Raw genomic sequence first — 20437 nt, forward strand, 5'->3', positions numbered from 1 at the left:
CCTGGACGGCTCCCGTCCTGCGAACAGGAAGGGAGCCGTCCAGGTGGGCCCGGAGGCGTTGTGCCTTCAGCGGGTCAGGCGTGACGGTGCGAGCGCCGGTTGCCGGTGACGAGGCGGTAGAGGGCGAGGAGGATGACGGAGCCGGCGATCGCGGCGACCCAGGTGGAGAGGTCGAAGAACCCGTCGATGGAGTCGACGCCGAAGATGACCTTGCCGAGCCAACCGCCGAGCAGACCACCGACGATGCCGATGAGCATGGTGATGATGACGCCGCCGGGGTCCTTGCCCGGCATCAGGGCCTTGGCGATGGCGCCGGCGAGCAGGCCGATGATGATCCACGCGATGATGCCCATGGTGCGTCTCCGCTTCCTGTATAGAGGTTGTGGCAGTTCACCGTCTGCACCGATTGCGCTCGAACAAACATCTGACCATGTCGGCTCCTGACTCGTGAGGAGCGGGCGCCAGGGGGGGAGGGCGCGATCAGAGAACGCGGAATGCCGACTCTGTGGCCTCCCTTGTGTCCAAGTGCGAGCGTGAGGTAAGGGTCGGCTGGTCTGGTCGTTGGTCGGGTCATGGGGAAGCGTGAGGCAGGGCTGTGGATCCTGTCGGCCCGCCGATCCGAGTTCTGCCTGATCGGTCACCGGCAGAGCCGGCCGGACGGCCGCGATGGTACCGGTGCGTTGGCCAGGACGTCCGCCGTCGCGGCTGTCGTTGATCGGGCGCGAATCAGCTGCTGGCAGACCTCGCGGCCTGCTCCGCGCGCATCGACCTTCTTGCTGAAACCGAGTGCGACCACAGGACCACACACGCGTCGGGCGGTTGCTTCAGACTCCGACGTGGCAGCTGTGACAGCCTGCGGACATGCCAGAGCTGCGCGTTCATGCAGGCCGCCACTACGCCATCCAGTACCACTACGCCTTGCCGGACGACGCATGGTGTGTGGAGCTGAGCGAGGCCGTTCCGGTGCCGGCTTCGTGGGCTGACATTCCCAACGCAGAGACGCACCTGCCAGGAACCGCGTTCGTGGTGGCGGTGATACCCGACGAGGACCCGAGTCTGGAGCCGACCGTCCACATCCACAGCCACGACGAGCACGTCATCCCCTACGAGATCATGCGCTGGTTCATGGAGCAGGTCGCCGAGCAGGTTGAACGCTGCCGCCTCGCGTTCGAGCAGGGAGCACCTGAAGCAGTGGAATGATCGCGCAGTGACTGGTGTGATCACGGCGTCGGAGCCTTCCTGAATAGCCCCGTTCAGCGGACTGATCCCGTCGGCAGTTCGGCAAGTTGATCACCGCGTGACGACGCGAGGGCGTAGACCCCGTCCGCAAGGGACGGCCATGGACCTGCCGCTGGAGGACCGGGTCCTGCTGGTCGCCGCGCACTGGCGGAGGAGGGCGTCAACGCGGAGCGTTGGCAACCGACGACAACGCCGCAGATGCGCGTGCCAAGCCCCGCGGCCCAGGCGTGATCCAAACGACAGGCCCTGCGGCCCTCGCTGGCTCTGCAACGGCGCAAACGGTTCCGCAAGGACACCATGCTGATCGTGGACGGCACCCTGGTGCCAACCCGCGATCACACCATCGCCGAGCAGTCGAAGAACAACCGTTGCTCAACCAACCACCAGGTCGTCATCGACGCTGACACCCGACTCGTCGTCGCTGTCAGCCAGCCCCTGCCCGGCAACCGCAACGACGGCAAGGCATGGGAGCTTTCCGGCGCGAAGGACGCCGTCGGCAAGACCACGGTCATAGCGGACGGCGGCTACCGCGGCACCGGTCTGGTCATCCTCGGCCAGGGCCTGCCGGGACACCTCCACGGCCAGCGGCGCCAGACTGCCGCAGCATCGCCGGTGACGCCGCAAGTCCCCTGCCCGGCCCGCCGAGCACAGCTCGCGCCGCCGGGCGGGCTGGGGGAGATCGCGAAGCCGCTGATCCCACTGTCGAAGGTGCGGCCACACACATGCCCGGCGGGTCGGGTCACCCCCGTGGTTCGCGACACGTGTGTGCGTCGTGGCGGCCGTACGGGCCGCAGCTGAAGACCTCGGTGGGCATCTCCTTCATTGCCGGAATGCGGTCGATGCGCAGGAGCGACAGAGGTTTGCCGACGGGCTCGCCCGAGCCCGGGGAGTAGACGAGGTGGCCGGTGACGCCGGGCCAGCCGCCGGCCTGGTTCTGTCGGAGGATCTCGGCGTGGACGGCTGCCGGGTCGAGCATTCGCCCGTCCCATCGTTGCGGCCACACACGGACACGTCCGGCCAACTGCTCCACCGCTTGGGTCAGGAGCATGGTGGCGTCGTAGGCGAGCCCGACGTGCTCCCCCAGCCATTCCTGGGCACCGGGTTTGTGGACACACCTCGCGGGGCGGAGCAGGCCAGGCCTTCCCACAGCGGCCAGGAACTGGCTGGCCACCGTGTCCGAGTCACTGCGACGGCGCAGCGCGGCGCAGGTGGCCAGGCCGGACTTCGACACGTACAGCATGGTCAGATTGTCCGGCGCCGCCTCGCGCAGCGTCGGGTTGGCCATGAAACGGTTGACGGAGTCATCGGCCACGAGATGACGTGGCCAGCGCTGGTTGCGGCAGTCCTTCGCCAGGCCGTGCAGGAAGTCTCCGTACTCCGACCACCGACCGGCGAAGAAGAGCATGCCCTGGTAACCGCACTCCTGTGCCATGGACAGCCCGCTGTGCCAGTCACGGAAGGTGAGGTCATGGGTGCCCTTGAACTGTGACCGAAGGTCCTCCAGGAGCGTGGCGACGTAGAGGTCGTCCTGGCGGCTGGACCCCTCCCCATAGGTGGCGTAGACATGCAGCCCCTTCCACCCCTTCCGGCGCGCGTAGTCGGCCAAGAGACGGGCCTGATCACGGTTGGGCGGCGCGATTTGCAGGTAGAGGGCGGAATTCTTGTCGATGTGGTCGGCGGAGAGTGCCGGCGCGATGGCGGGCAGACCGATCCGGTTGAGGTGACGCAGGGCGGCGGCGCTGGCCCTCCGGCTCTCGACCGGGCCGACGACACCGATCACGGGGGCATCGGACTCCCGACGCGTCAGCTCGGCGATCATGTCAACAGCGATGTCGGCCTGCTTCATCTGGAAGCCGGCATTGGCGATGACGATGCGCAGCAACGGCACCGAGAAGTTGTTCACCGGCGCCCGCAGCCCGATGTGCTGGGCGACGGCCATGCCCTCCAGTCCTTCACGTTCGGCCGCGTACGCTTCCTCACCCCGGCGCGTGGCACGGCCGGTCAAGGTGCCCAGGTACACGATGGTGGCGTACGGGCGGCGACGGCCGCCGCGCTCCCAGAGGTCCTCCGCGTCCCGGTTCTGAGCGAAGATACGCTGCTGGATGTCGTGCAGTCGCTCCTGCCCGGGCTCGTCGTTGAAGGTGAACGCTTGGGCGTCGCTGAAGCCGATGCACTGTCCGCCCACGTCCCTGACGGTCACGTCACCGGCAAGGGGCCGGTGTGGACAACCCGGCAGGCCCAGTTGATAGCCGGACCATGCCACGGTGGGAGCGAGAAGTGCCAGGCATGCGGTGAGAATGACGACACGCCGACTGAACCATGGTGGCAAAGGTGCCGTGACAACGACGGATGCGGGCACTCGTTCCGTCTCGGTGGAGTCGTCCACCCAGAACCGACGCTGCGCACGGACCCGGGCCGGTGGTACGGAGCGTCGCGGGCGCAGACGAGTGCTGTAGGAGACCGGGGCCCACTGCGTGGGGTCGATCGCGGGCACGTCTGTCATGTCCAGAGCGTCGGCGGGCGCGGATGGGCCGCCCAGGCCACCCCAGTGTCGGCGGTGGTCGAAGTGCACGAGGAGCACGGGGACGGGCCGCCCGGTCTCCTCACGTACCTGTTCCACGAGTCTGAGCAGGGTGCGCCCCGCGTCGGTCGCCTGGGTGCCTTGGAGGACCACCACGGGATAGGCGGTGTGCCGCCATCCGCGCCGTCGGAAGGGACCGCGCCGAAACGCGCGGCGCAGGTCTTCGAGAAAGGCGTGCACCAGCAACTTGGCCACGTGGTCGGCGGGTTCCTCGCGCCGGTAACCGACGGTCAGCCGCTCGGTCAGGCCGAGGAAGTCTCCCGACAGCTCCGGCCTGAGGTAGGGCTGACGCATGAACCACCAGTAGCCGCGCCCGAGGCCGGGCACACGTCCGCTCGCCACCACTCGGAACAGCGCGGGTGGGACCACCAGTATCAGCACACTCCACAGCAGTTGCAGCAAGGGGTTCACGGCACCGATGCCGATACCGATACCGCTGTGGTCGGCGGCAGGGAGGGTACCGCGCAGGAAGTCGCGCAGTCGCCGGGCGAGTTCGGTGTGATGTGTGTCGTGACGGCCGTCGTTCGGAAGTCGCTCCCCCATGGCCCAGTTCACCAACGAGAAGTGGCGGAACCGCAGGCGCGGCTGTCCGCTTCGCTGTGGTGCGAGGCCGTGGCAGATCCGGGCGAGAAGATCACGCAGCGCGTCGGCGTCCTGATGGCTGACCACATGGCCCGCCCGGCCGGCGCCGTCGGACAGGAGCGTCGTACCGGAGCCGGTCCTGGGATCGCGTGTGCCGTCGTCGGGAGCGGGTCGGCTGTGGCCCGGCGCACCGGCCTGGGGCATCTCGCCTTCGGAGCGGTCATCGTCGGCTTCGCGGTGGTCACCGTTGTCGTCGGGACGGTCATCCGCATCCGGTAGGTGCACCACGCAGTGGGGGACGGGCCGGGCAGCCTCGTCCAGTCGACTCTTGAGCGCGGCTTGGACGGCCCGGGCACCCGGGCCACCGATCTCGAAGGACGGCAACCACCGTTCACCGCGTGGGGGTCTTTCCACCAGTGACCGCACCAGCCGTAGAAAATCTCCTGTTCCCGGCGGCCCGTCCAGCATCCCGTTGTCGGCTGCCTGCCTGAAGGCATAGCGGTCCTCTGCCATGTGCTCCCCCGATGCGTCCACCATTGTGCAGCTTGCCCGCACCGGTATAGCAGCAGACAGTGAGCGTGCGGGTGCACTTCGCTACAACCGGGGATACCCGTAGACCAGGTGCGTCCCTGCATGACGCGGATGTCTGCCGATGCCAACTGGCGTATCACGACATGGGTGTCACCGTCGTTCCGCATGTGTTCCACGACGGTGCGGGGGCCAACGGTTCGGTGTCCAGTGAGCCGGGCACGCGGCCGGGTGAACCCAAGAACGCCTGACGGAGGCTGACCGTGAACCGGCGCAACGACGCCGTACGCCGGGCGCGTGAACTCCGGCTGTTGGGACCCTCGCGTCGTCAGCGTGGCGCGCCGGTGACCGGGGCCCGCGTGGTGTGCCCTGAGATCTCGGAACAGCTCACCCGTGAAGGAGAGACAGGGCATGTTCGGACAATCCCAGGCGTTCAGCGGCTTCGCGGTCGACGACCTCGGCGAGGCCCGCCGGTTCTACGGTGAGACTCTCGGTCTCCGCGCGGAGGAGAGGGGGGAGGGGGACATGCGGATGCTGACCCTCACGCTCGGCGGAGGCGCACGGGTCCTCGTGTACCCGAAGGAGTCACACGTCCCCGCGACCTTCACGATCCTCAACTTCCCCGTGGACGACATCGAAGCCGCTGTCGACGAGCTGGAGCGGCGCGGAGTGAGCCTTGAGCGCTATCCCGGGTTCGACCAGGACGAGAGGGGCATCGTCCGGGCCGGTGACGGCGGCCCCGCCGCGATCGCGTGGTTCACCGACCCCGCGGGGAACGTTCTCTCCGTACTCCAGGAGACATGAGGACGGTGGGCACGCGCGCTGCGGGAGGAGCGCGCGTGCCCACCGGGGAGGCGTTGCTGGAACTGCGGGCGAGCGGCGTTCAGCGCTCCGAGCCGGACATCGGATCGAGGAGAGGTCGAACCGATCGCGGTTCATCACCTTGTCCGAATACGTGGGCCCCGGGCTTGAGCACGGCGAACGACTGCGCGACGGCCGCGCACCCGTCCATCTGGTTCCGGGCCGATGTACGCGGGGTCGACCGCGCCGTGACATTTGCCGAATGTGTGGCCGTCGAAGATAGGTGCGACCGTCTTGAGGTCGCCGACTTGGTGTCGCGCCTTGAACGCAGCCCCAACCGGCGCGCGTCCACGCAGATCAGGGCCCTGGACGCATCGTTCTCCAGGCTTGATGTGTCCGACGAGACATCGGCTCGCTGAACCGGATCACTTCATGGGTGGCGTGTGATCGGCAGGCAGCTCCACATCGCCGAGACCCGCCACCACATGGCCCGGCGGATCTTTTTCGGCCAGTGTGACGAACTCGGTTCACGTTCGGTAGCGGCTGTGGCGCCGGCGCGAGAGGGCAGCGGCGCCCTGGCAGGCGAGGGTCGCGGCATCGTCTGCGTACTGGGGGATGTCGTCGGGCCATTTCGAGGTCGGCTGGAGAATCAGCAGCGAGACGGCACCGTGCAGCGACGCGCAGATGGCCCGGGTCAGCGCCGTCACATCGCCGTGGAGCATGTCGGCGTCGGCGCATCGCTGCACCGTCTCCCGCAGGAATCGGAAGCAGGTGTCGGCTACCTGCTCGGTGGCGGCTGTCGCGGGTCCGGTCGCGACCAGGCGGTAGCGCAGGGGGTGGGCGAGCCCGAACCTGATGTAGGCGACACTGCGCTGGTGGAGTTCGGCGAACGGGTCGGTGGTCTGGGCGCTGATGCTCAGCATCCGTCGGCTGAGTTCGTCCCAGACCCCGAGGCACACGGTGTGCAGCAGTTCCTGTCGGTTGTCGAAGTGCAGATACACCGAGGGGGTGCTGACCCCGACAGCCTGTGCCACCGCGCGGATGGTCACGCCGTCCTCGCCGGCGTCGTCGAGCAGCGTGTTGGCCGCTTCGATGAGCTCGTCCCTCAGTCGGCCGCCTTGGCCTCGCTTGGCGCGACTGCGCCGACGGCCTTCGGCTGTGCCGGCTCGGCCGTCGGCCGTGTTCTGGCCAGGGTCCTTAGTCATGGCGCCTCCGGAGGGCGACGAGTTGAGTGACGCGGGCGCAGAGCCGGTCCCTGTCATCCCGGATATCGATTTCCACGGTGACCGTTGACTTGCCGACATGCAGCGGGCGGGAGGTCGCGTAGGCGCCGGTGCCGTGTACGGGCCGCAGGAAGTGGGTGGTGGATTCCATGGTCGCGGGGAGGGCGTCGGCGGTCCCGTTCAACGTGGCGCACACGGCGCCGGCTACATCGGCCAGCCCCATCAGTGCCCCGCCGTGCATCGCGGCACCGACGGTGGACTGCTCGGGCGTGTAGGCGAGTTGTGCGGTGACAGCGTCGGCCTTGAGAGCTCCGAAGCGTATCCCGAGCGTCCTGGCGAACGGCGCCAAGGCGTAGACGTCTTGCTCGGTGATGGTCATCGCGGCCCCAGGTTGTCGCAGTTAAGTTAACGGTGACAAGTTATGTGGATGCCACGCTTCGTGTCCACCTCTGTGGCACGAGGCGGCAGGGCTGTGCCGTCTTCCGGCGCAGTCGGGGGTGGGGCGGGAGATGCCGCGACGTCACTCGGGTGACACAACGTCACGTACCTGGAGAGTCAACCCACTTCGGTTCGCCGGCCCACCCCGGCCGCAGAACAGAATCAGGCGGAAGTTTTGGCTCTCCGTGTCCCCGCTCCTGGTGGCGTCCACCGGGCATCAGCGGTCCCGGAAGAGGCGCCGCGACCGCCTGACACACTGTGGGTCCATGCCGTTGCCGCCAGAGGGCTGAGGGCTGAGGGCTGAGGGCTGAGGGCTGAGGGCTGAGGGCTGCGGGGCTGCTGGGTGACTGGCACGTTCCGGTGAAGTTCTCGCTGTTCCGGGCAGGGGTCGTCTGGATCGGAGCCACTGCGGGTGCTGTACGCCACCACTGCCAGGCCGATGGCCACCGGAGCGACGCCGGGCGCGTTCTGGCGAACTCGCGGCTGCCGGCCGTGGACGGAACCTGCTGGGACGCCGCGGACAGCGAAGCCGACGAGGCCGCCTTCGGTCGGCCGGGCAACGGTCGTGGGACGGGCGGGAGGGCGTATCCGCACGTGCGCCTCCAAGACGGTGACGGGCCCCTGGAGACCCCCGTCCCGGCGACCGGCCCGTACGGTGGTAACAGCTGTTACCATGCTGGTATGGCGAAGACACAGCTGGGCGCTCGGGTGGACGAGGACATCGCGGAGCTCGCGAAGAAGCGAGCCGCGGATCTGGGGGTGAGTGTCGGGGACTACCTCGCGCGGCTGGTGCAGGACGACGCCAGCGGGCTGCGCGCCCGTGCGGTGGGGGCGGCGGCCCGTTTCCTGGCCGACCACCAGGCGGTCTTCGACGAGGCCGAACAGGCCCAGCAGGCGTCCCGGGGAGCGCACGCGGCCTGATGGACCTGAACATCGACGTTCCCTGGATCCTGCAGGTCGCCGAGGCGGCCGGAGCGGACGACCCGGCGCCCGACGACTACGGTGTGCCGGTCTCGGCGGTCGCCCGTCACCGGGCCGAACTGTTCGAGCGGCCCGTCTACGACGGCCCCTACGCAAAGGCTGCCGCCCTGGTGCACACGCTGGGCCGGTGCCGCTGGCTGGAGCGCTCCAACATGGCCGTCGCCGCGGCTACGGGTGTCATGTACCTCGAAGCCGCCGGGATCTCCGTCAAGCCCGGCCGCGAGGACGCCATCGCCCTGAAGGACCTGCTCCTCGACCCCGCGTGCACCGCCGGGAAGATCGCCGCTCTGCTGCGGACCTGGCCCACCACCACCTGACGCTGCCGGCCCGCCCGGCGCTCGGGCTCGGTTTCGGCCCGAGTCGAGGCGTACTCCGGCGTCATCGCGCTTTCGCCGTCCTGTGCGTCACTGGACCGTTGCGGCAGCCGTCAGTGCTCCAGGGGCTGTCACCGGTCCTCGACATGAGAGGGTGGCGAGCAGCTCCCGCCTTGGCGTTCGTGAAGCGGTGCGTGAGAGGCGGGTGCCCGGCTGGAGGCATAGGTGAAGCGCCCTGACATGTCCCGCGGTGCCCGTCTGGCAGCCCACGGTGCCGTTTCCACATCGTTGGCGCTGTGCAGTGATCGCAGACTGCACGAGCTCGTGGACGCCGCCACACCGATCGGTTCCGGCATCGGCGGGAAGACAGTACTGCTGGAAGTCGACGGAACCCCGGTCTTCGTCAAGCAGATACGCCTGACGGATCTGGAGCGGCGGCCGGAGAACGTTCATTCCACGGCGAATCTGTACGGCCTGCCGGCCTTCTGTCACTACGGCGTCGGGAGTATCGGCGGCCCGGGGTTCGGAGCCTGGCGAGAGCTGGCCGTGCACACCATGACGACGAACTGGGTGATCGCGGGAGACTACGAGGGCTTCCCTCTGATGTACCACTGGCGGGTGCTCCCAGATCCTGGCCAGCCGCTTCCCGAGGAACTGGCCGATGTCGAACGAGCTGTCGCCTACTGGGGAGGCGGAGCGGAGGTACGCAGCCGGATCGAAGCTCTCCAGCAGTCCTCGGCCAGTCTCACGGTGTTCCTGGAGTACCTCCCGCACAACCTGCACGACTGGTTGAGCGTCCAGATGGGCGCCGGTGAGGAGGCGGCGGAGCGGGCCTGCACCATGGTGGACAACGAGCTGAAGGCCGGAATCTCGTTCATGAACGCTCGCGGGCTGCTGCACTTCGATGCCCACTTCGAGAACATCCTGACCGACGGTCGGCGGCTCTTCTTCGCCGACTACGGCCTTGCGATCTCCTCTCGCTTCGAGCTCACACAGGACGAAGCCGACTTCTTCGACCAGCACCGCACCTACGACCAGAGTTACGCCGTCACCTATTTGGTGAACTGGCTGGCCGTCGCTCTGTACGGATACCCACCGGAAGAACGCAAGGCTTTTGTGCAGGCCTGCGCACAGGGGGATCACCGGGGACACATCCCAGCGGCGCTCGCGGCAGTCCTTGTCCGCTACGCGCCGGTCGCCGAAGTGATGGGTGACTTCTATCGCCGATTCCAGCAGGAGAGCCGGGCAACCCCCTTCCCGCTGGAGGCGATCTGCCAGATCGGACAGCAAGAACAGCGGTCGCGGGATGCATGGCCCGCTGGGCCGCAGCCGGGGTGATCGGCCAGATCCGTGACCATCTCGGGGGCGGATCCGCCGGGACATGGGCAAAGGCCCCCGCGGTGGGCACCGTGATCGACTCCCAGAGCGTGAAAGCCGCGGAGACTGTCGCCAAGGTGATCGTGTGGGCCGACGCCGCCTACGCCTATGATCACTGCGGACCGAACGCTCACTCGCGGCGAGTGATGATCCCATCGACTTGAGGTCTGTCATGATCAAAGAGTTGCTTCAGGAACTCATGTCGACCGCGTTCGGTGGCTGGACTCCGAACGACGGTTGCGCTGATGCCGAAGTCACGGCTGCCGGGGATCGCTTGGGGATCAGCCTGCCGGACGCTTTGCGTGACTATTACGCTGCCGCGGGCCGACACCCGGAGCTGATGGGCATGGGCGGCCACGAGCACACCCTCCGGGTGATGGTTCCCGGGCACCTGGGTGTCGAGGACGAACATCTGGTCTTCTGTGGGGAGAACCGATGGCCCGCCCAGTGGAGCGTGCGCCCGGATGACGCCGGCTGTCCCGACCCCAGGGTCCATGGCCGAAGCGAGCCAGGCGGGAAGTGGTACAGCGAATCCCGGAGACTGTCGTCCTTCCTGATCAATGTCGCCGGCAGGCAGGCCGTGAGGTCACTGCCGCACCAAGCCACCTGCCGGATCCGTGAGCAGCAACTGGGGGTCGTCGAGTCAGTCCTCAGCTACGTCGGGTCTCGCGAGATGCAGAAGGGCGGTGACTGGCTGAGCTTCGTCGACCAACCGCGACGCATTCTGGCCAGTTACTCCTACAACACCGGCACCTTGCGCGTCGCGGCCGTGGACCACACCGCACTTGAATCCCTGCACGAGCGTTCAGGTCTGCCACTCAAACCGGCATGAAGCCGGGAAACGGCTACACACATTGACGCGGGCGGCCTCCGAGGGTCTGCGTCCCTGCTGAGGCCCGCCCCCGTTGCGGCTCTGCGGTCATGGCTGGTCAACGGCGGTCCGGTTCTCATGCATCGTGCCGCACGAAGCACCACAGACCAGAAACACGCAAGCTCGTCGCAACACGCGAGTGATCACGTGATGCGACGCTCGCTCAATTCCACCGGTACGGCGCGCCAGAGCCCTGCCGCGCCGTACCACTTCTTGCCGCCGGTACGCGTTGCCTTGAGCGCGGTCGGCAACGGACGGTTACGCCGTGCCGCAGTCCGGCAGATTGCCGGTGATCTCGCGGATGTCCAGGTCCCAGATGTAGCCGACCGTGTTGGCCCACTGGGTTCCGTTGCGTCCCGGCCGTTCGATACCGAGAACCATGCGGTTGCCGTTGTTGTCGTTGATCTTGCAGATGCCGGCCACGTCGTCACCCGCCCACGCGGTTCCGATCCGCGGTGTGCTCAGGCCGGGAGCGGAATACAGGCCGGTGTCGATCCGCGGGTGGACGCTTCGGCCGTAGACGTCGCACGACGGCAAATGGTCGGTGTTCTCGCGGATGTCGCCGTCCCAGATGTAGCCGACCGTGTTGGCCCATTGGGCCCCGTTGCGTCCCGGCCGTTCGATACCGAGAACCATGCGGTTGCCGTTGTTGTCGTTGTCCTGGCAGATTCCGGCCACATTGTCGCCCGCCCACGCGGTTCCGATCCGCGGTGTGCTCAGACCCGGTCCGGAATACATCCCGGTGTCGATCCGCGGGTGGACGGCCCAGCCGATACCGAGGGGGCCGGCGGCGGGTGCGGCGGTGGCGCTCAGCGCCACGGTCGCGCAGGCCGCGATGACGACAGACAGAGGCCGTGAGATGTGCATGGTGGTTCCTCCCGTTTTCGGTGCCCTGGCCATACCGGCCGCGGGACAGGTGTGCCGTTCCCGGATGGGCTACGCCCTCCGGCTCATCAGGGCTGCTGATCGGGCCACTCGGGAAGATCGCACCCCTGGACTTCCCGGCAGCATCGCGTTCGTACCCGGCCCCTGGCGGAACGGCTTTACGGCTGGATCGGCGGCTTGCCGCAGCAGGCAAGCGAATGTGTGACGCCGTTGACTATCACACGGTCAAGACAGGGACGTCATCGAACGAGAGGCACAGGATTCGTGGCTATCGATAACATGCTCGTTATCGCAGCAAGTTGGGCAGTGAAGGGGGATTCTCCGTGGGGGCGTCGGTGTCGAAAGAACCGAGCATTCATCAGCTTCGGCTCTATCTCACGCTGAGCGAGGAACTCCATTTCGGACGTGCCGCCGCGCGCTTGTTCATCACGCAACCGGCGCTGAGTCAGCAAATCAGAGAGCTGGAGAAACGCTTGGGGGTACGCCTGGTGGAGCGCACCAGCCGGGCGATCACTCTGACCGATGCAGGGCAGGCACTGCTCCCCGAGGCCTGCGCGGCGGTCGCGGCTGTCGACCGGCTGCGGCGTGTCGCCGAGGCGCAGTTGCGACAGGTCTCCGGACGGCTGGTCGTGGGAACCATGGGAGCCGAGGCATCCATGGCGCACACCCGTGCCGTACTCAGGCTGCTGCCAGACCGTCACGCCGGGACGAGCGTGCAACTGGTCAACCTCGGCTTCGGCGATCACATGGCCGCGCTGGCACAGCAAGAGGCCGACGTGGTCTTCCTCCGTCCTCCGGTGACGGACGACATCGAACTGCACCACCTGGCCACCGAGCCACGAGTGGCCTGCCTCTCCGCCGGGCATCCCCTGGCGATCCTGCCCCGGCTCACCCTGGCTCAACTCTCCGGCGTCCCGGTGGTGGACATGCCTGAGCAGGTTCCGCGGCTGTGGTGGGACTTCTGGGCGGCTGATCCCCGCCCGGACGGCAGTCGCGTTCACTACGGGCCGGTGGTCACCGACATGGAGTCGTTGCTGCACACAGTGGCCGCCGGAGAAGCGATGTGCTTTCTGCCGGCGGCCGCCCGTGAGTACTTTCCACGCCCAGGCATCAGATACATCGACGTGGTCGACCTAGCCCCCTCCACATCCGCCCTCGCCTGGCTCCACCGAAGACGTTCCGAATTCACGATCAGAGCCATACGGCACGCTGCGCAAGAAGCCACGAGACGGGGTTACGCCGAAGCCCTATGACGCATCCAACAGCGGTTACTTGACCGAGGTCGTGGAGCCGGCCGACCACCTACTCTCTGCCGCCCAACGCGCCGGACCTCAACCCCGTCGAAGGCGTTCTGGTACGACTGCGATCTTCCTTCGCTGCGCGGCTCGTACACTGACGACAATGGAGGACCAGGCGGCCACAGGGATCGGTGCACGTCCGGCGCCCGACTTGCGGGAGTACGTCGACTCGTATGTCGGCTTCGACCTCCGCGGGCTCCCGACGGGGGTGCACTGCGGCCCTCCGAGCCGCGCGCTCACTGCGGTGATCAGCCTCTCGGATCCTTTGGAGATGGCGGCGGGCGTAGACGACGGGTCACCGGTCACCCGATTCGGCAGCGTGGCCGGCGGTCTGATGAGCCGGTCCGTCGCGATTCACCACGACGGACGCCAGCAGGGCATCAAGGTTTCGCTGACACCGCTTGGGGCCCGGGCCATCTACGGCATGCCGGCCGCCGAGCTCGCCCACCAACTGGTCCCACTTGACGAGCTTCTCGGAGCGCTTGCTGTCGAGTTGGTCGACCGGCTCCGATCGGCGACAACATGGGCGGCACGGTTCACCACACTGGACGAACTGCTCCTCCGAGCCGTCGGCCGTGGCGCCTGCGGAGACCCTGTGCGGTGGGTGCGCCCCGAGGTGGCCGAGGCATGGCGCCGCCTTGTCGCCGAGCGGGGTCGCGTCCAGGTCGGTGCGGTCGCCGCGGAACTCGGCTGGAGCCGTCGGTACCTCAGCGAGCGGTTTCGCGGTGAGGTGGGCCTGTCTCCGAAGACCTTCGCCCGAGTCCTGCGCTTCGAGCACGCGCACGAAAGGGCAGCGGCGCAGGACCCGCTGCCGTGGGGCGATGTGGCAACCGTCTCTGGCTATGCCGACCAGGCCCATCTCGTACGGGACTGGCGCGAGTTCACGGGCCGATCGCCGACGGCCTGGCGTCGCAGCGAAGTCCTCCTGGGAGCCGGGTAGCAGTCAACCGTCTGTCCTCCGCGTCGGCTTCTCTTCCCTTTTCTTCAAGACCGCCCGACCGCTGTCGTGGACGATCGTCGGCATGAGACTCGGCAACCACGAACGCAACGCCATGGACCTGCGAACCACCCCCGTGCACCTCGGACTGGGATCGAGAGCGAAACCCGTCGAGGGTTTCACCTGGGACCCGGAGGTGCTCCAGGCCTACAGCGCCGCGGTCGCGGCAGACGGTGCCGGGGTATGGCACGTGGTCGACATGGAGGGGCCGACGTCCGTCCTCTCCATCACAGCGACCCTCGGCACCGACCACCGTCCGCGGAACGACACCCGCCCGACCGAACACATCGGCACGCCCAGCCCGGAGGAAGCGCCGTGACGACACGCATCGCGTGCCTCGGCGACAGCCTCACCCGCGCGCAGTTCAGCGTCGACTACCTGGATCTTCTCGGACGGCGCCACGCTCCCGGTGACGTGCAGCTTGCCCGTTTCGGCGCCAACGGCGACTTCGCCCACAACCTCTTGCAGCGCCTCGATACCGTCGTCACGAACCCACCCGATGTGATCACCGTGTTGATCGGGACCAACGACGCCCGAGCAAGCCTTGCCGGCTACCCCGTCGAACAGGCCATGAAGCGCAAACAGCTACCCCATCGCCCGTCGGCCGGCTGGTTCCAACAGTGCCTGGGAGCCGTCGTCGCACGGCTGCGAGCGGAGACCGACGCGACGATCGGTCTGCTGTCGCTGCCAGTACTCGGCCAACAGCTCGACGGTGCAGCGGCACAGGCATCGCGGGTGTACAGCCGGATGATCGCCGAGGTCGCCTCCGCCAACGAGGTGGCCTACCTTCCGCTCCACGAACGACAGATCGAGGAACTGCGCCAAGCGGACCCGCCGCCGATCTCCTACCGGGAGGTGACGCCCGCAGCGGCCGTCGGCGTCCTCGTCCAGCGCGCAGTGCTGCGCCGCAGCCTCGACACGATCTCGCGGCGGCGAGGTCTCGTGTTCACGACCGACCACATCCACCAGAACAGCCGGGGCGCCACCCTTGTCGCTGAGGTCATCGACGCCGGTCTGCTGACCCAAGGGGGACCGCCACCAGGGCAGGCGGTCCCCGCCGGTTAGGGCCGACTATGTCGGGTACTCGCGCGGCTGCACGGGCATTCGACAGTCCAACCTCTGCTGGGCGTCACCACATTGGTTCAAGGACAGATGCCCACCTCACATGCGATAGGACGTGTACATCCCTGTCGCTCCGACGCCCCTCGGGCACGACACGCTGTTGTAGTCCCCCCTCCACCACGGGCTGGCGTCGTACGAACGTCCGTTGGCGCAGTACACCTTGATGCGCACGTCGGCACGAGAGCACGTGGCGTGTGCCCAGCCCGTGCGACCGGCACCGAGGTCGGTCCACTCCGATCCCGACGTGGGACAGTTCTCGTAGACCCTCGGCGCGGGTGCCGCGGAGGCGGAAGAGGTCGTCACCGCCAGGCTGCCGGTGACAGCCAGGACACCACCGGCGAGTGCTACCGCTGTGCGATTCATCTTGCGCATCTCTCTTTTGACCCTCTCTTGTTGATCTCGGACATGACGCTTCCCGGCCGCGACGGATCTCCGCAGCAGTGCCACGGTTCGGCCGCCGGCCAGGCACGGCTCAGACTGCTGGCCGTCGGCAGGTCGAGACAACAACGGCTGACTGTCCCGGACAGGCGCCGACTGTCCGGGCTGGTCAGGGCCTTGTCCGGACTGTGTCCCGGACACTCAATGGCTCAATGGGCATAGCGTCGTTGCCGCACCGGCCGCGAGCACACTGCGGCCACAGGAGCACTTCCCGGCGTTCCTCCGGGGCAGCCCAGGGCCCGGCCAACCGGCGGCCGCTGGGAGCACGCCGCGCCGGGCCCGCGCACGTCGCACCCCGTGGCGGGTGCAGGGAGCACAAGCAGATGCGCTGCCGCATCGACACCAGGTAGGGCCCCTCCCCGCGACCGCGGGGGATACGCCATTGCGGTGCGGGATCACGTCGCCGCGGCGGGACTATCGCGCGAAGGGGGAAGCGGGCGCCGACGTCGGCGGGTGCGTCGTGGGGGAGGCGGAGGGTTGCTCTCCGGAGGAGGCCGTGGTGCCGGCTGACGGGCCACTCGGCACTGTGGTCGGTTCCTTCTCCTGCGGGGTGGCCGTGATCGCGGTGAACACGGCGACCACGGCGGCGGTGCCCGCCACGATCAGGGCCCACCGCGTGCGTGCGGTCCGGATACGCGCAGGCGCGCCGTTCGCGGAGACGACCGTCTCCCGCGGCGGTTCGGCGACGAGCACCGCAGGGTCCTTCGGTGCGAGCGGAGGCGGATCGTCCGGCACCGTCTCCGGCTGGGTTTCGCCAGTGCGCGCTTGCGCCGAGCGTGGCTCCGGCGCCGAACCGGACATGGATGCCCCGGCCCCGCCCCCGGCGGCCGTGGCCCGCCGGTGCCGCTCCCATGCTGCGTCCGCCAGGACCCAGCGTCGGTGTAACTCCCTCAGCTCCTCGGGAGTCGCCTTGCACACCCGGGCGAACCGGGCGACGGCAGCGTCGTCGGCCGGCACTCCTTCCCCCTTGCAGTACCGGTGCAGCGTCGAGGTGCTCATACGGGCCCGCTTCGCCAGAGACTCGTAACTCAGCCCGGATCGCTCCTTCAACTCGCGCAGCAGCGCGGCGAAGTCAGCTATCTCTACAGCCGCCTCCATCAGTTCCTCATCCCGTTCGGCGTCCCACGATGGCCGCGTTTCTCCAGGTCAGAGCCAGTGCGCACATCCCAACATTCCGAAACTCCCGATGGAATGGCGGATGGGACGCCGCACGGCACAGGCTTGGGCCATCCAAGCACGGCGCCTTCCCGGACACCGTGGCCGACCCCTCTCACCCTTTGAGGGGCCCGTACTTCCGTGTCCACGCACACACAGCACAACCACGCCGCGCCCAGGATGACTTTCGGGTCGACTCCCTCCCGGGGCAGGACCTCAACCACCTGTTACCCGGGAAGGCGAAAACCCGGCATGGCACCAACGAGAGTCGATGTCAGGGAGAGCTTTCGATTCGAAGCGGCCGCACCGATCGAATACCAGGCATCGAGCACCGAGCAGAGGAATCAGGCATGAACCGAAAGCCCAAGAGGATATTCATGGTCGCCTTGGCGACGATCGCCGCGTCTGTCGCCAACGCGGCACTGTTCGCACCAGCCGCGAGCGCCACCGAGAACACCTGGATCAAGATGGACTACTCGGTGGGGACGGACAGGTGTGTCACCGCCAAGTCGACCGTGCTCTCCTCTGGCAGGTGGGATGTGGCCGTCGAAGAGTGCCGTTTTGGGGATCGGAACCAGCTGTGGGACCGGAGAGGGGCGGAAATCGTCAAGGCGTACACGAATCAGTGCCTCGACAGCAACGCGGCTGGCGACGTGTACTACATGCAGTGCAACGGTGGCAACTATCAGAAGTGGGAGTACCGACAGGACTCTGCCGGTACTCGGGCAAGGAACGTGGCCACCGGCAAGTATCTGTGCGCCGCGGATGAGTTCGCGTGGGATGTGATCACCCAGTCGGACGGTTCGTTCAGACAGTGCGCGTGGTCGTTCTCCGGCGGCGAGTAGTCCTCCCGTAGGAAGGATTGACGCGTTTCCGGGCCGGCCCTGTTGATCAACCCGGCGACAGGGCCGGCCCAGCCATGTCCCCACGCCGATTCCAGCACGACAAGTCGAAGCCGACTTCAGGTAAGCGGCCCTGCCTTGGCTGATCACGCAGATCCCGCTGCCGGGCCCCTGGCGTCACCGCGCCGGGCTGGGTTGGGCCTACGGCCCGCCCGCCCATCGTGAAAAGCACGGGCGCAGCCCGGTCGCTTTTCAGGGGCGCGGGGAACTGCGCGAACAGCCCTCATCCACGACGGTCAGAAAGGCGGTTCGTTGCCGCAGCCGCCCGGATCGGCGCCAGGCGTCGGTCCCTCGACGAAGAAACGAGGACAGCTCCCCGCTTCGTGCTACGGTCGCGTCCGACACCTAAACGGGGGATGGTCCCCACTTCTTACCGGGAGCCGCCGATGCGCACCCAGCGCCATACCGTTCGACTCGTCGACCTCACCGACGACTTCACCGCCGACCCCTACTCCGCCTTCAACTCGCTGCGCTCCCGCGGCTCCGTCCACCACGTGCGTTTCCCCACCGGGGACGAGTCATGGCTGGTGGTCGGGCACGAGGAAGTGCGTCTCGCGTTCGCCGACGCCCGGCTGCGCAACGACGTACGGCACTCTGCCGACTTCGAGGACGACGGGCTGTACTCCGTGGGCCGCAACATGCTCCAGGTCGACCCACCCGATCACACCCGACTGCGGACGCTCGTGGCCCGCGAGTTCACCGCCCGCCGCGTCCAGGCGCTGCGGCCCCGCGTTGAGGAGGCGGCCAGTGCGCTTCTGGACGCCATGGACGCCATGGCCGCCGACGGCCGTGCCGACCTTGTGGCCGCATACGCCTATCCGTTGCCGCTCACCATCATCTGCGAGCTGCTCGGCGTGCCGGACGTGGACCGGGATGCCTTCCGGGCGTGGTCCACGAAGGTCGTCGCCCTCGACGATGCGGAGCAGTCCGCCCGCGCCAGCCAGGAGATGACCATGTACCTCGCGGGGCTGGCGGAGGAGAAACGGCGGCTTCGGGACGCCGCGGACAGCGATCTGCTGCACGCCCTGGTCCGCACCCACGACAGGGACGGCGGTGACCGGCTCACCCCGGAGGAACTGCTCGGAATGGCCTTCCTGCTGCTCGTCGCAGGGCACGAGACCACCGTCAACCTCATCGCCAACGCCGTCCAGCTGCTGCTCGGCCATCCCGGGCAGCTCGCCGCCCTCCATGCCGACCCCGAGTTGCTGAAGGGCGCCGTGGAGGAGACGCTCCGCTTCGAGTCGCCCGCACCAGCTGGCACCTACCGCTACGCCGCTGAACCGATCACTCTCGGCGGCGCCCGGATACCGGCGGGCGCACGTGTCGTGCTCTCCATCGCCGCCGCGAACCGCGACCCCGCGCGCTTCCCCGCCCCCGACCGGTTCGACATCCGTCGTGACCCCTCCGAGACCCGTGCTCACCTTGCCTTCGGGTATGGCCTGCACCATTGCCTGGGTGCCCCGCTGGCACGACTGGAGGCGACCCTGGCCCTGCGTATCCTGCTGGACCGTTTCCCCCGCCTGGCATTCGACGGTGACGGCACACCACGGTGGCGCCCCAGTCTCATGCGGAGCCTGCGGGAGCTGCCGGTGCGCTGGTAGACACGATGGAAGTGCGTGGACAGGGCGTTCGAACAGTCGGCAGGCTCGAACGGTCGCGGCCGGCGATGAGGGTGTCCTGACCGCGAGGCAATGGGCCGCGGGAGCAAGTACTGTTCGAAACTGCCGAATTGTTCCCGCAAGGGATCGCACATGGATTCACCCGTCCGCATTACCTTCTCCGTGGATTCATCGGCATTTGCATGCCGAAGTCATATAGGGAGCAGCATTCGCGCATGGAGAATCCTGCATGCGGCGGAACACCGTCGGCAGAGGAGATTTCGTCCCGACTCGGGGTTGTCTTCACGGCGGACTTCGCGTCCACCCGTCAATGGGTGGCGGGGCGTTCGTGGGCCTATCCGAACGGCGGACCGATCAACCCGGGCGACAACAAACTGGATCATCTGACGGCGGAACCCGCATACAGCCGCTCGGGCACCTTCCGTGCCACCCTCCGCAAGGACGGTCGGTGGGACACAGGCCTGCTCACCACCGAGGGGAGTGAGGAGGCCTTCACCGTCCGCGCCGGGGACCTTCTCGAGGCGCGGGTCAGACTGCCGTACGAAACGGGGGCCTGGCCCGCCATCTGGACCTGGCGCGACGGCGACCAGGAGATCGATGTCTTCGAGTACCACCCCGACAACCCCGACCTCCTGGAGCTGACCAACCACGTCCGCGGCGCCAACCTCTACTACCGCGACTCCGCCATCGGCCCGGGTGCGTGGGTCGATCTTCGCGTCGAGTTCGGCCCGAGGTCCGTGATCTGGTGGGTGAACGGCAGCCAGGTGTTCGCCGACCGCCGAGGCGTGGGACGTGCCTGGCACGCCTACCTCATCGTCAACCTGTCCGTGTGCGCGGGCCGCTATCACCCCCGACCGGCTCCCCATGTCAAGGAGATGTCGTACGAGGTCCAGCGCCTCGTGGTGAGGCGGCCGACGGCATTTTCGGAGACACTGTCCGACGAGGCCGAGGCTGAGGCTGAGGCGGGGGGCCGAGGCTGAGGCGGGGGCGGGGCGGGGGCCGATAGCGGCGCACCGTGAGTCTGCGGGGGACGGCAATCTTCCGCACTGCTCGTGAGCTGACCGTGAAGTCGCGGGGAAGGCGCTG

21 protein-coding genes and 2 pseudogenes are annotated in these 20437 nt (G+C 67.8%); 17 read left to right on the forward strand and 6 right to left on the reverse strand.

Annotated elements, in window-relative coordinates:
* Positions 1-74: 74 nt before the first annotated feature.
* On the reverse strand, positions 75-353 hold the full coding sequence (locus tag SMA5143A_RS40220; protein ID WP_107467752.1) for a GlsB/YeaQ/YmgE family stress response membrane protein: 279 nt from the start codon (positions 351-353) through the stop codon (positions 75-77).
* A gap of 508 nt (positions 354-861) precedes the next feature.
* Between SMA5143A_RS40220 and SMA5143A_RS40225 the strand changes: the two genes are divergently transcribed.
* Both SMA5143A_RS40225 and SMA5143A_RS40230 read left to right on the forward strand, forming a co-directional pair.
* Positions 862-1200: a hypothetical protein gene (locus SMA5143A_RS40225; RefSeq protein ID WP_181362256.1), complete on the forward strand. Its 339-nt coding sequence runs from the start codon at positions 862-864 to the stop codon at positions 1198-1200.
* A gap of 43 nt (positions 1201-1243) precedes the next feature.
* Positions 1244-1788 (forward strand): annotated as a pseudogene (locus SMA5143A_RS40230) (transposase); the annotation flags it as partial.
* 190 nt (positions 1789-1978) lie between these two features.
* Here the strand turns inward: SMA5143A_RS40230 and SMA5143A_RS40235 are convergent.
* The gene (locus tag SMA5143A_RS40235) at positions 1979-4363 is read right to left on the reverse strand and encodes a hypothetical protein (RefSeq protein WP_107467753.1); all 2385 of its coding nucleotides are present in this window, start codon (positions 4361-4363) and stop codon (positions 1979-1981) included.
* Positions 4364-4384: 21 nt separating this feature from the next.
* Here SMA5143A_RS40235 and SMA5143A_RS43350 point away from each other — a divergent pair, with 21 nt between their 5' ends.
* The 3 genes from SMA5143A_RS43350 (at position 4385) to SMA5143A_RS42785 (ending at position 6150) form a co-directional block, all read left to right on the forward strand.
* The gene (locus SMA5143A_RS43350) at positions 4385-4681 is read left to right on the forward strand and encodes a hypothetical protein (protein ID WP_107467754.1); all 297 of its coding nucleotides are present in this window, start codon (positions 4385-4387) and stop codon (positions 4679-4681) included.
* Positions 4682-5341: 660 nt separating this feature from the next.
* Entirely contained in the window at positions 5342-5734 is a 393-nt protein-coding gene (locus SMA5143A_RS40245; protein ID WP_107467755.1) for a VOC family protein, read from the forward strand.
* A 35-nt stretch (positions 5735-5769) separates the two neighbouring features.
* Positions 5770-6150 carry a hypothetical protein gene (locus SMA5143A_RS42785; protein ID WP_146194040.1) on the forward strand — a complete coding sequence of 127 codons (381 nt, stop codon included), beginning with the start codon at positions 5770-5772 and terminating at the stop codon, positions 6148-6150.
* A 108-nt stretch (positions 6151-6258) separates the two neighbouring features.
* Here the strand turns inward: SMA5143A_RS42785 and SMA5143A_RS40250 are convergent, their stop codons facing one another.
* Together SMA5143A_RS40250 and SMA5143A_RS40255 are read right to left on the reverse strand one after the other, a co-directional pair.
* Positions 6259-6936: a TetR/AcrR family transcriptional regulator gene (locus SMA5143A_RS40250; protein WP_181362257.1), complete on the reverse strand. Its 678-nt coding sequence runs from the start codon at positions 6934-6936 to the stop codon at positions 6259-6261.
* Positions 6929-7333 (reverse strand): PaaI family thioesterase, encoded by a 405-nt coding sequence (locus SMA5143A_RS40255; protein ID WP_107467757.1) that lies wholly within the window; start codon positions 7331-7333, stop codon positions 6929-6931. The genes SMA5143A_RS40250 and SMA5143A_RS40255 overlap by 8 nt, the downstream gene beginning before the upstream one ends.
* A 740-nt stretch (positions 7334-8073) precedes the next feature.
* Between SMA5143A_RS40255 and SMA5143A_RS40260 the strand changes: the two genes are divergently transcribed.
* From SMA5143A_RS40260 to SMA5143A_RS40280, 5 genes and pseudogenes are all read left to right on the forward strand, one after another.
* Complete coding sequence (locus tag SMA5143A_RS40260; RefSeq protein WP_107467772.1) at positions 8074-8313, forward strand: hypothetical protein; 240 nt, start codon at positions 8074-8076, stop codon at positions 8311-8313.
* The gene (locus tag SMA5143A_RS40265; RefSeq protein ID WP_107467758.1) at positions 8313-8690 is read left to right on the forward strand and encodes a fic family toxin-antitoxin system, toxin component; all 378 of its coding nucleotides are present in this window, start codon (positions 8313-8315) and stop codon (positions 8688-8690) included. The genes SMA5143A_RS40260 and SMA5143A_RS40265 overlap by 1 nt, the downstream gene beginning before the upstream one ends.
* Before the next feature lie 237 nt (positions 8691-8927).
* Positions 8928-10025: a hypothetical protein gene (locus SMA5143A_RS40270; protein ID WP_107467759.1), complete on the forward strand. Its 1098-nt coding sequence runs from the start codon at positions 8928-8930 to the stop codon at positions 10023-10025.
* A pseudogene (locus SMA5143A_RS44425) lies at positions 9986-10141 on the forward strand (IS5-like element IS4811 family transposase); the annotation flags it as partial. The gene SMA5143A_RS40270 and the pseudogene SMA5143A_RS44425, both read left to right, overlap by 40 nt.
* Positions 10142-10236: 95 nt before the next feature.
* The gene (locus SMA5143A_RS40280; protein ID WP_107467761.1) at positions 10237-10896 is read left to right on the forward strand and encodes a hypothetical protein; all 660 of its coding nucleotides are present in this window, start codon (positions 10237-10239) and stop codon (positions 10894-10896) included.
* Positions 10897-11193: 297 nt separating this feature from the next.
* Here SMA5143A_RS40280 and SMA5143A_RS40285 read toward each other — a convergent pair whose 3' ends face one another.
* Positions 11194-11802 carry a hypothetical protein gene (locus SMA5143A_RS40285; protein WP_107467762.1) on the reverse strand — a complete coding sequence of 203 codons (609 nt, stop codon included), beginning with the start codon at positions 11800-11802 and terminating at the stop codon, positions 11194-11196.
* A gap of 341 nt (positions 11803-12143) precedes the next feature.
* Here SMA5143A_RS40285 and SMA5143A_RS40290 point away from each other — a divergent pair, with 341 nt between their 5' ends.
* From SMA5143A_RS40290 to SMA5143A_RS40305, 4 genes are all read left to right on the forward strand, one after another.
* Complete coding sequence (locus SMA5143A_RS40290; RefSeq protein ID WP_181362258.1) at positions 12144-13073, forward strand: LysR family transcriptional regulator; 930 nt, start codon at positions 12144-12146, stop codon at positions 13071-13073.
* A 148-nt stretch (positions 13074-13221) separates the two neighbouring features.
* A complete protein-coding gene (locus SMA5143A_RS40295) occupies positions 13222-14058 on the forward strand; it encodes a helix-turn-helix domain-containing protein (protein ID WP_107467763.1) in 837 nt (278 codons plus the stop codon).
* A gap of 82 nt (positions 14059-14140) precedes the next feature.
* Positions 14141-14434, forward strand: a complete 294-nt coding sequence (locus tag SMA5143A_RS40300; RefSeq protein WP_107467764.1) for a hypothetical protein — start codon at positions 14141-14143, stop codon at positions 14432-14434.
* Positions 14431-15180 carry an SGNH/GDSL hydrolase family protein gene (locus SMA5143A_RS40305; protein ID WP_107467765.1) on the forward strand — a complete coding sequence of 250 codons (750 nt, stop codon included), beginning with the start codon at positions 14431-14433 and terminating at the stop codon, positions 15178-15180. Before SMA5143A_RS40300 ends, SMA5143A_RS40305 begins: the two co-directional genes overlap by 4 nt.
* 909 nt (positions 15181-16089) lie before the next feature.
* On the opposite strand, the gene SMA5143A_RS40310 is transcribed toward SMA5143A_RS40305, so the two are convergent.
* The gene (locus SMA5143A_RS40310; protein ID WP_107467766.1) at positions 16090-16773 is read right to left on the reverse strand and encodes a helix-turn-helix domain-containing protein; all 684 of its coding nucleotides are present in this window, start codon (positions 16771-16773) and stop codon (positions 16090-16092) included.
* Positions 16774-17180: 407 nt separating this feature from the next.
* Between SMA5143A_RS40310 and SMA5143A_RS43355 the strand changes: the two genes are divergently transcribed.
* The 3 genes from SMA5143A_RS43355 to SMA5143A_RS40325 all read left to right on the forward strand — a co-directional run bounded on the left by SMA5143A_RS43355 (position 17181) and on the right by SMA5143A_RS40325 (position 20331).
* Positions 17181-17675, forward strand: a complete 495-nt coding sequence (locus SMA5143A_RS43355) for an RICIN domain-containing protein (RefSeq protein WP_181362259.1) — start codon at positions 17181-17183, stop codon at positions 17673-17675.
* A gap of 443 nt (positions 17676-18118) precedes the next feature.
* Complete coding sequence (locus tag SMA5143A_RS40320; protein ID WP_107467767.1) at positions 18119-19333, forward strand: cytochrome P450 family protein; 1215 nt, start codon at positions 18119-18121, stop codon at positions 19331-19333.
* 233 nt (positions 19334-19566) lie between these two features.
* On the forward strand, positions 19567-20331 hold the full coding sequence (locus SMA5143A_RS40325; RefSeq protein WP_107467768.1) for a family 16 glycosylhydrolase: 765 nt from the start codon (positions 19567-19569) through the stop codon (positions 20329-20331).
* The last annotated feature ends 106 nt before the right edge of the window (positions 20332-20437 follow it).

The sequence above is a fragment of the Streptomyces sp. MA5143a genome (assembly GCF_900290235.1).
Lineage (GTDB): Bacteria > Actinomycetota > Actinomycetes > Streptomycetales > Streptomycetaceae > Streptomyces.

Coding starts and splice junctions, on each gene's coding strand:
- SMA5143A_RS40220 (WP_107467752.1), bottom strand. CDS start 353: ATGGGCATCATCGCGTGGATCATCATCGGCCTGCTCGCCGGCGCCATC.
- SMA5143A_RS40225 (WP_181362256.1), top strand. CDS start 862: ATGCCAGAGCTGCGCGTTCATGCAGGCCGCCACTACGCCATCCAGTAC.
- SMA5143A_RS40235 (WP_107467753.1), bottom strand. CDS start 4,363: ATGGGGGAGCGACTTCCGAACGACGGCCGTCACGACACACATCACACC.
- SMA5143A_RS40245 (WP_107467755.1), top strand. CDS start 5,342: ATGTTCGGACAATCCCAGGCGTTCAGCGGCTTCGCGGTCGACGACCTC.
- SMA5143A_RS40250 (WP_181362257.1), bottom strand. CDS start 6,936: ATGACTAAGGACCCTGGCCAGAACACGGCCGACGGCCGAGCCGGCACA.
- SMA5143A_RS40255 (WP_107467757.1), bottom strand. CDS start 7,333: ATGACCATCACCGAGCAAGACGTCTACGCCTTGGCGCCGTTCGCCAGG.
- SMA5143A_RS40260 (WP_107467772.1), top strand. CDS start 8,074: ATGGCGAAGACACAGCTGGGCGCTCGGGTGGACGAGGACATCGCGGAG.
- SMA5143A_RS40265 (WP_107467758.1), top strand. CDS start 8,313: ATGGACCTGAACATCGACGTTCCCTGGATCCTGCAGGTCGCCGAGGCG.
- SMA5143A_RS40270 (WP_107467759.1), top strand. CDS start 8,928: ATGTCCCGCGGTGCCCGTCTGGCAGCCCACGGTGCCGTTTCCACATCG.
- SMA5143A_RS40280 (WP_107467761.1), top strand. CDS start 10,237: ATGATCAAAGAGTTGCTTCAGGAACTCATGTCGACCGCGTTCGGTGGC.
- SMA5143A_RS40285 (WP_107467762.1), bottom strand. CDS start 11,802: ATGCACATCTCACGGCCTCTGTCTGTCGTCATCGCGGCCTGCGCGACC.
- SMA5143A_RS40295 (WP_107467763.1), top strand. CDS start 13,222: ATGGAGGACCAGGCGGCCACAGGGATCGGTGCACGTCCGGCGCCCGAC.
- SMA5143A_RS40300 (WP_107467764.1), top strand. CDS start 14,141: ATGAGACTCGGCAACCACGAACGCAACGCCATGGACCTGCGAACCACC.
- SMA5143A_RS40310 (WP_107467766.1), bottom strand. CDS start 16,773: ATGGAGGCGGCTGTAGAGATAGCTGACTTCGCCGCGCTGCTGCGCGAG.
- SMA5143A_RS43355 (WP_181362259.1), top strand. CDS start 17,181: ATGAACCGAAAGCCCAAGAGGATATTCATGGTCGCCTTGGCGACGATC.
- SMA5143A_RS40320 (WP_107467767.1), top strand. CDS start 18,119: ATGCGCACCCAGCGCCATACCGTTCGACTCGTCGACCTCACCGACGAC.
- SMA5143A_RS40325 (WP_107467768.1), top strand. CDS start 19,567: ATGGAGAATCCTGCATGCGGCGGAACACCGTCGGCAGAGGAGATTTCG.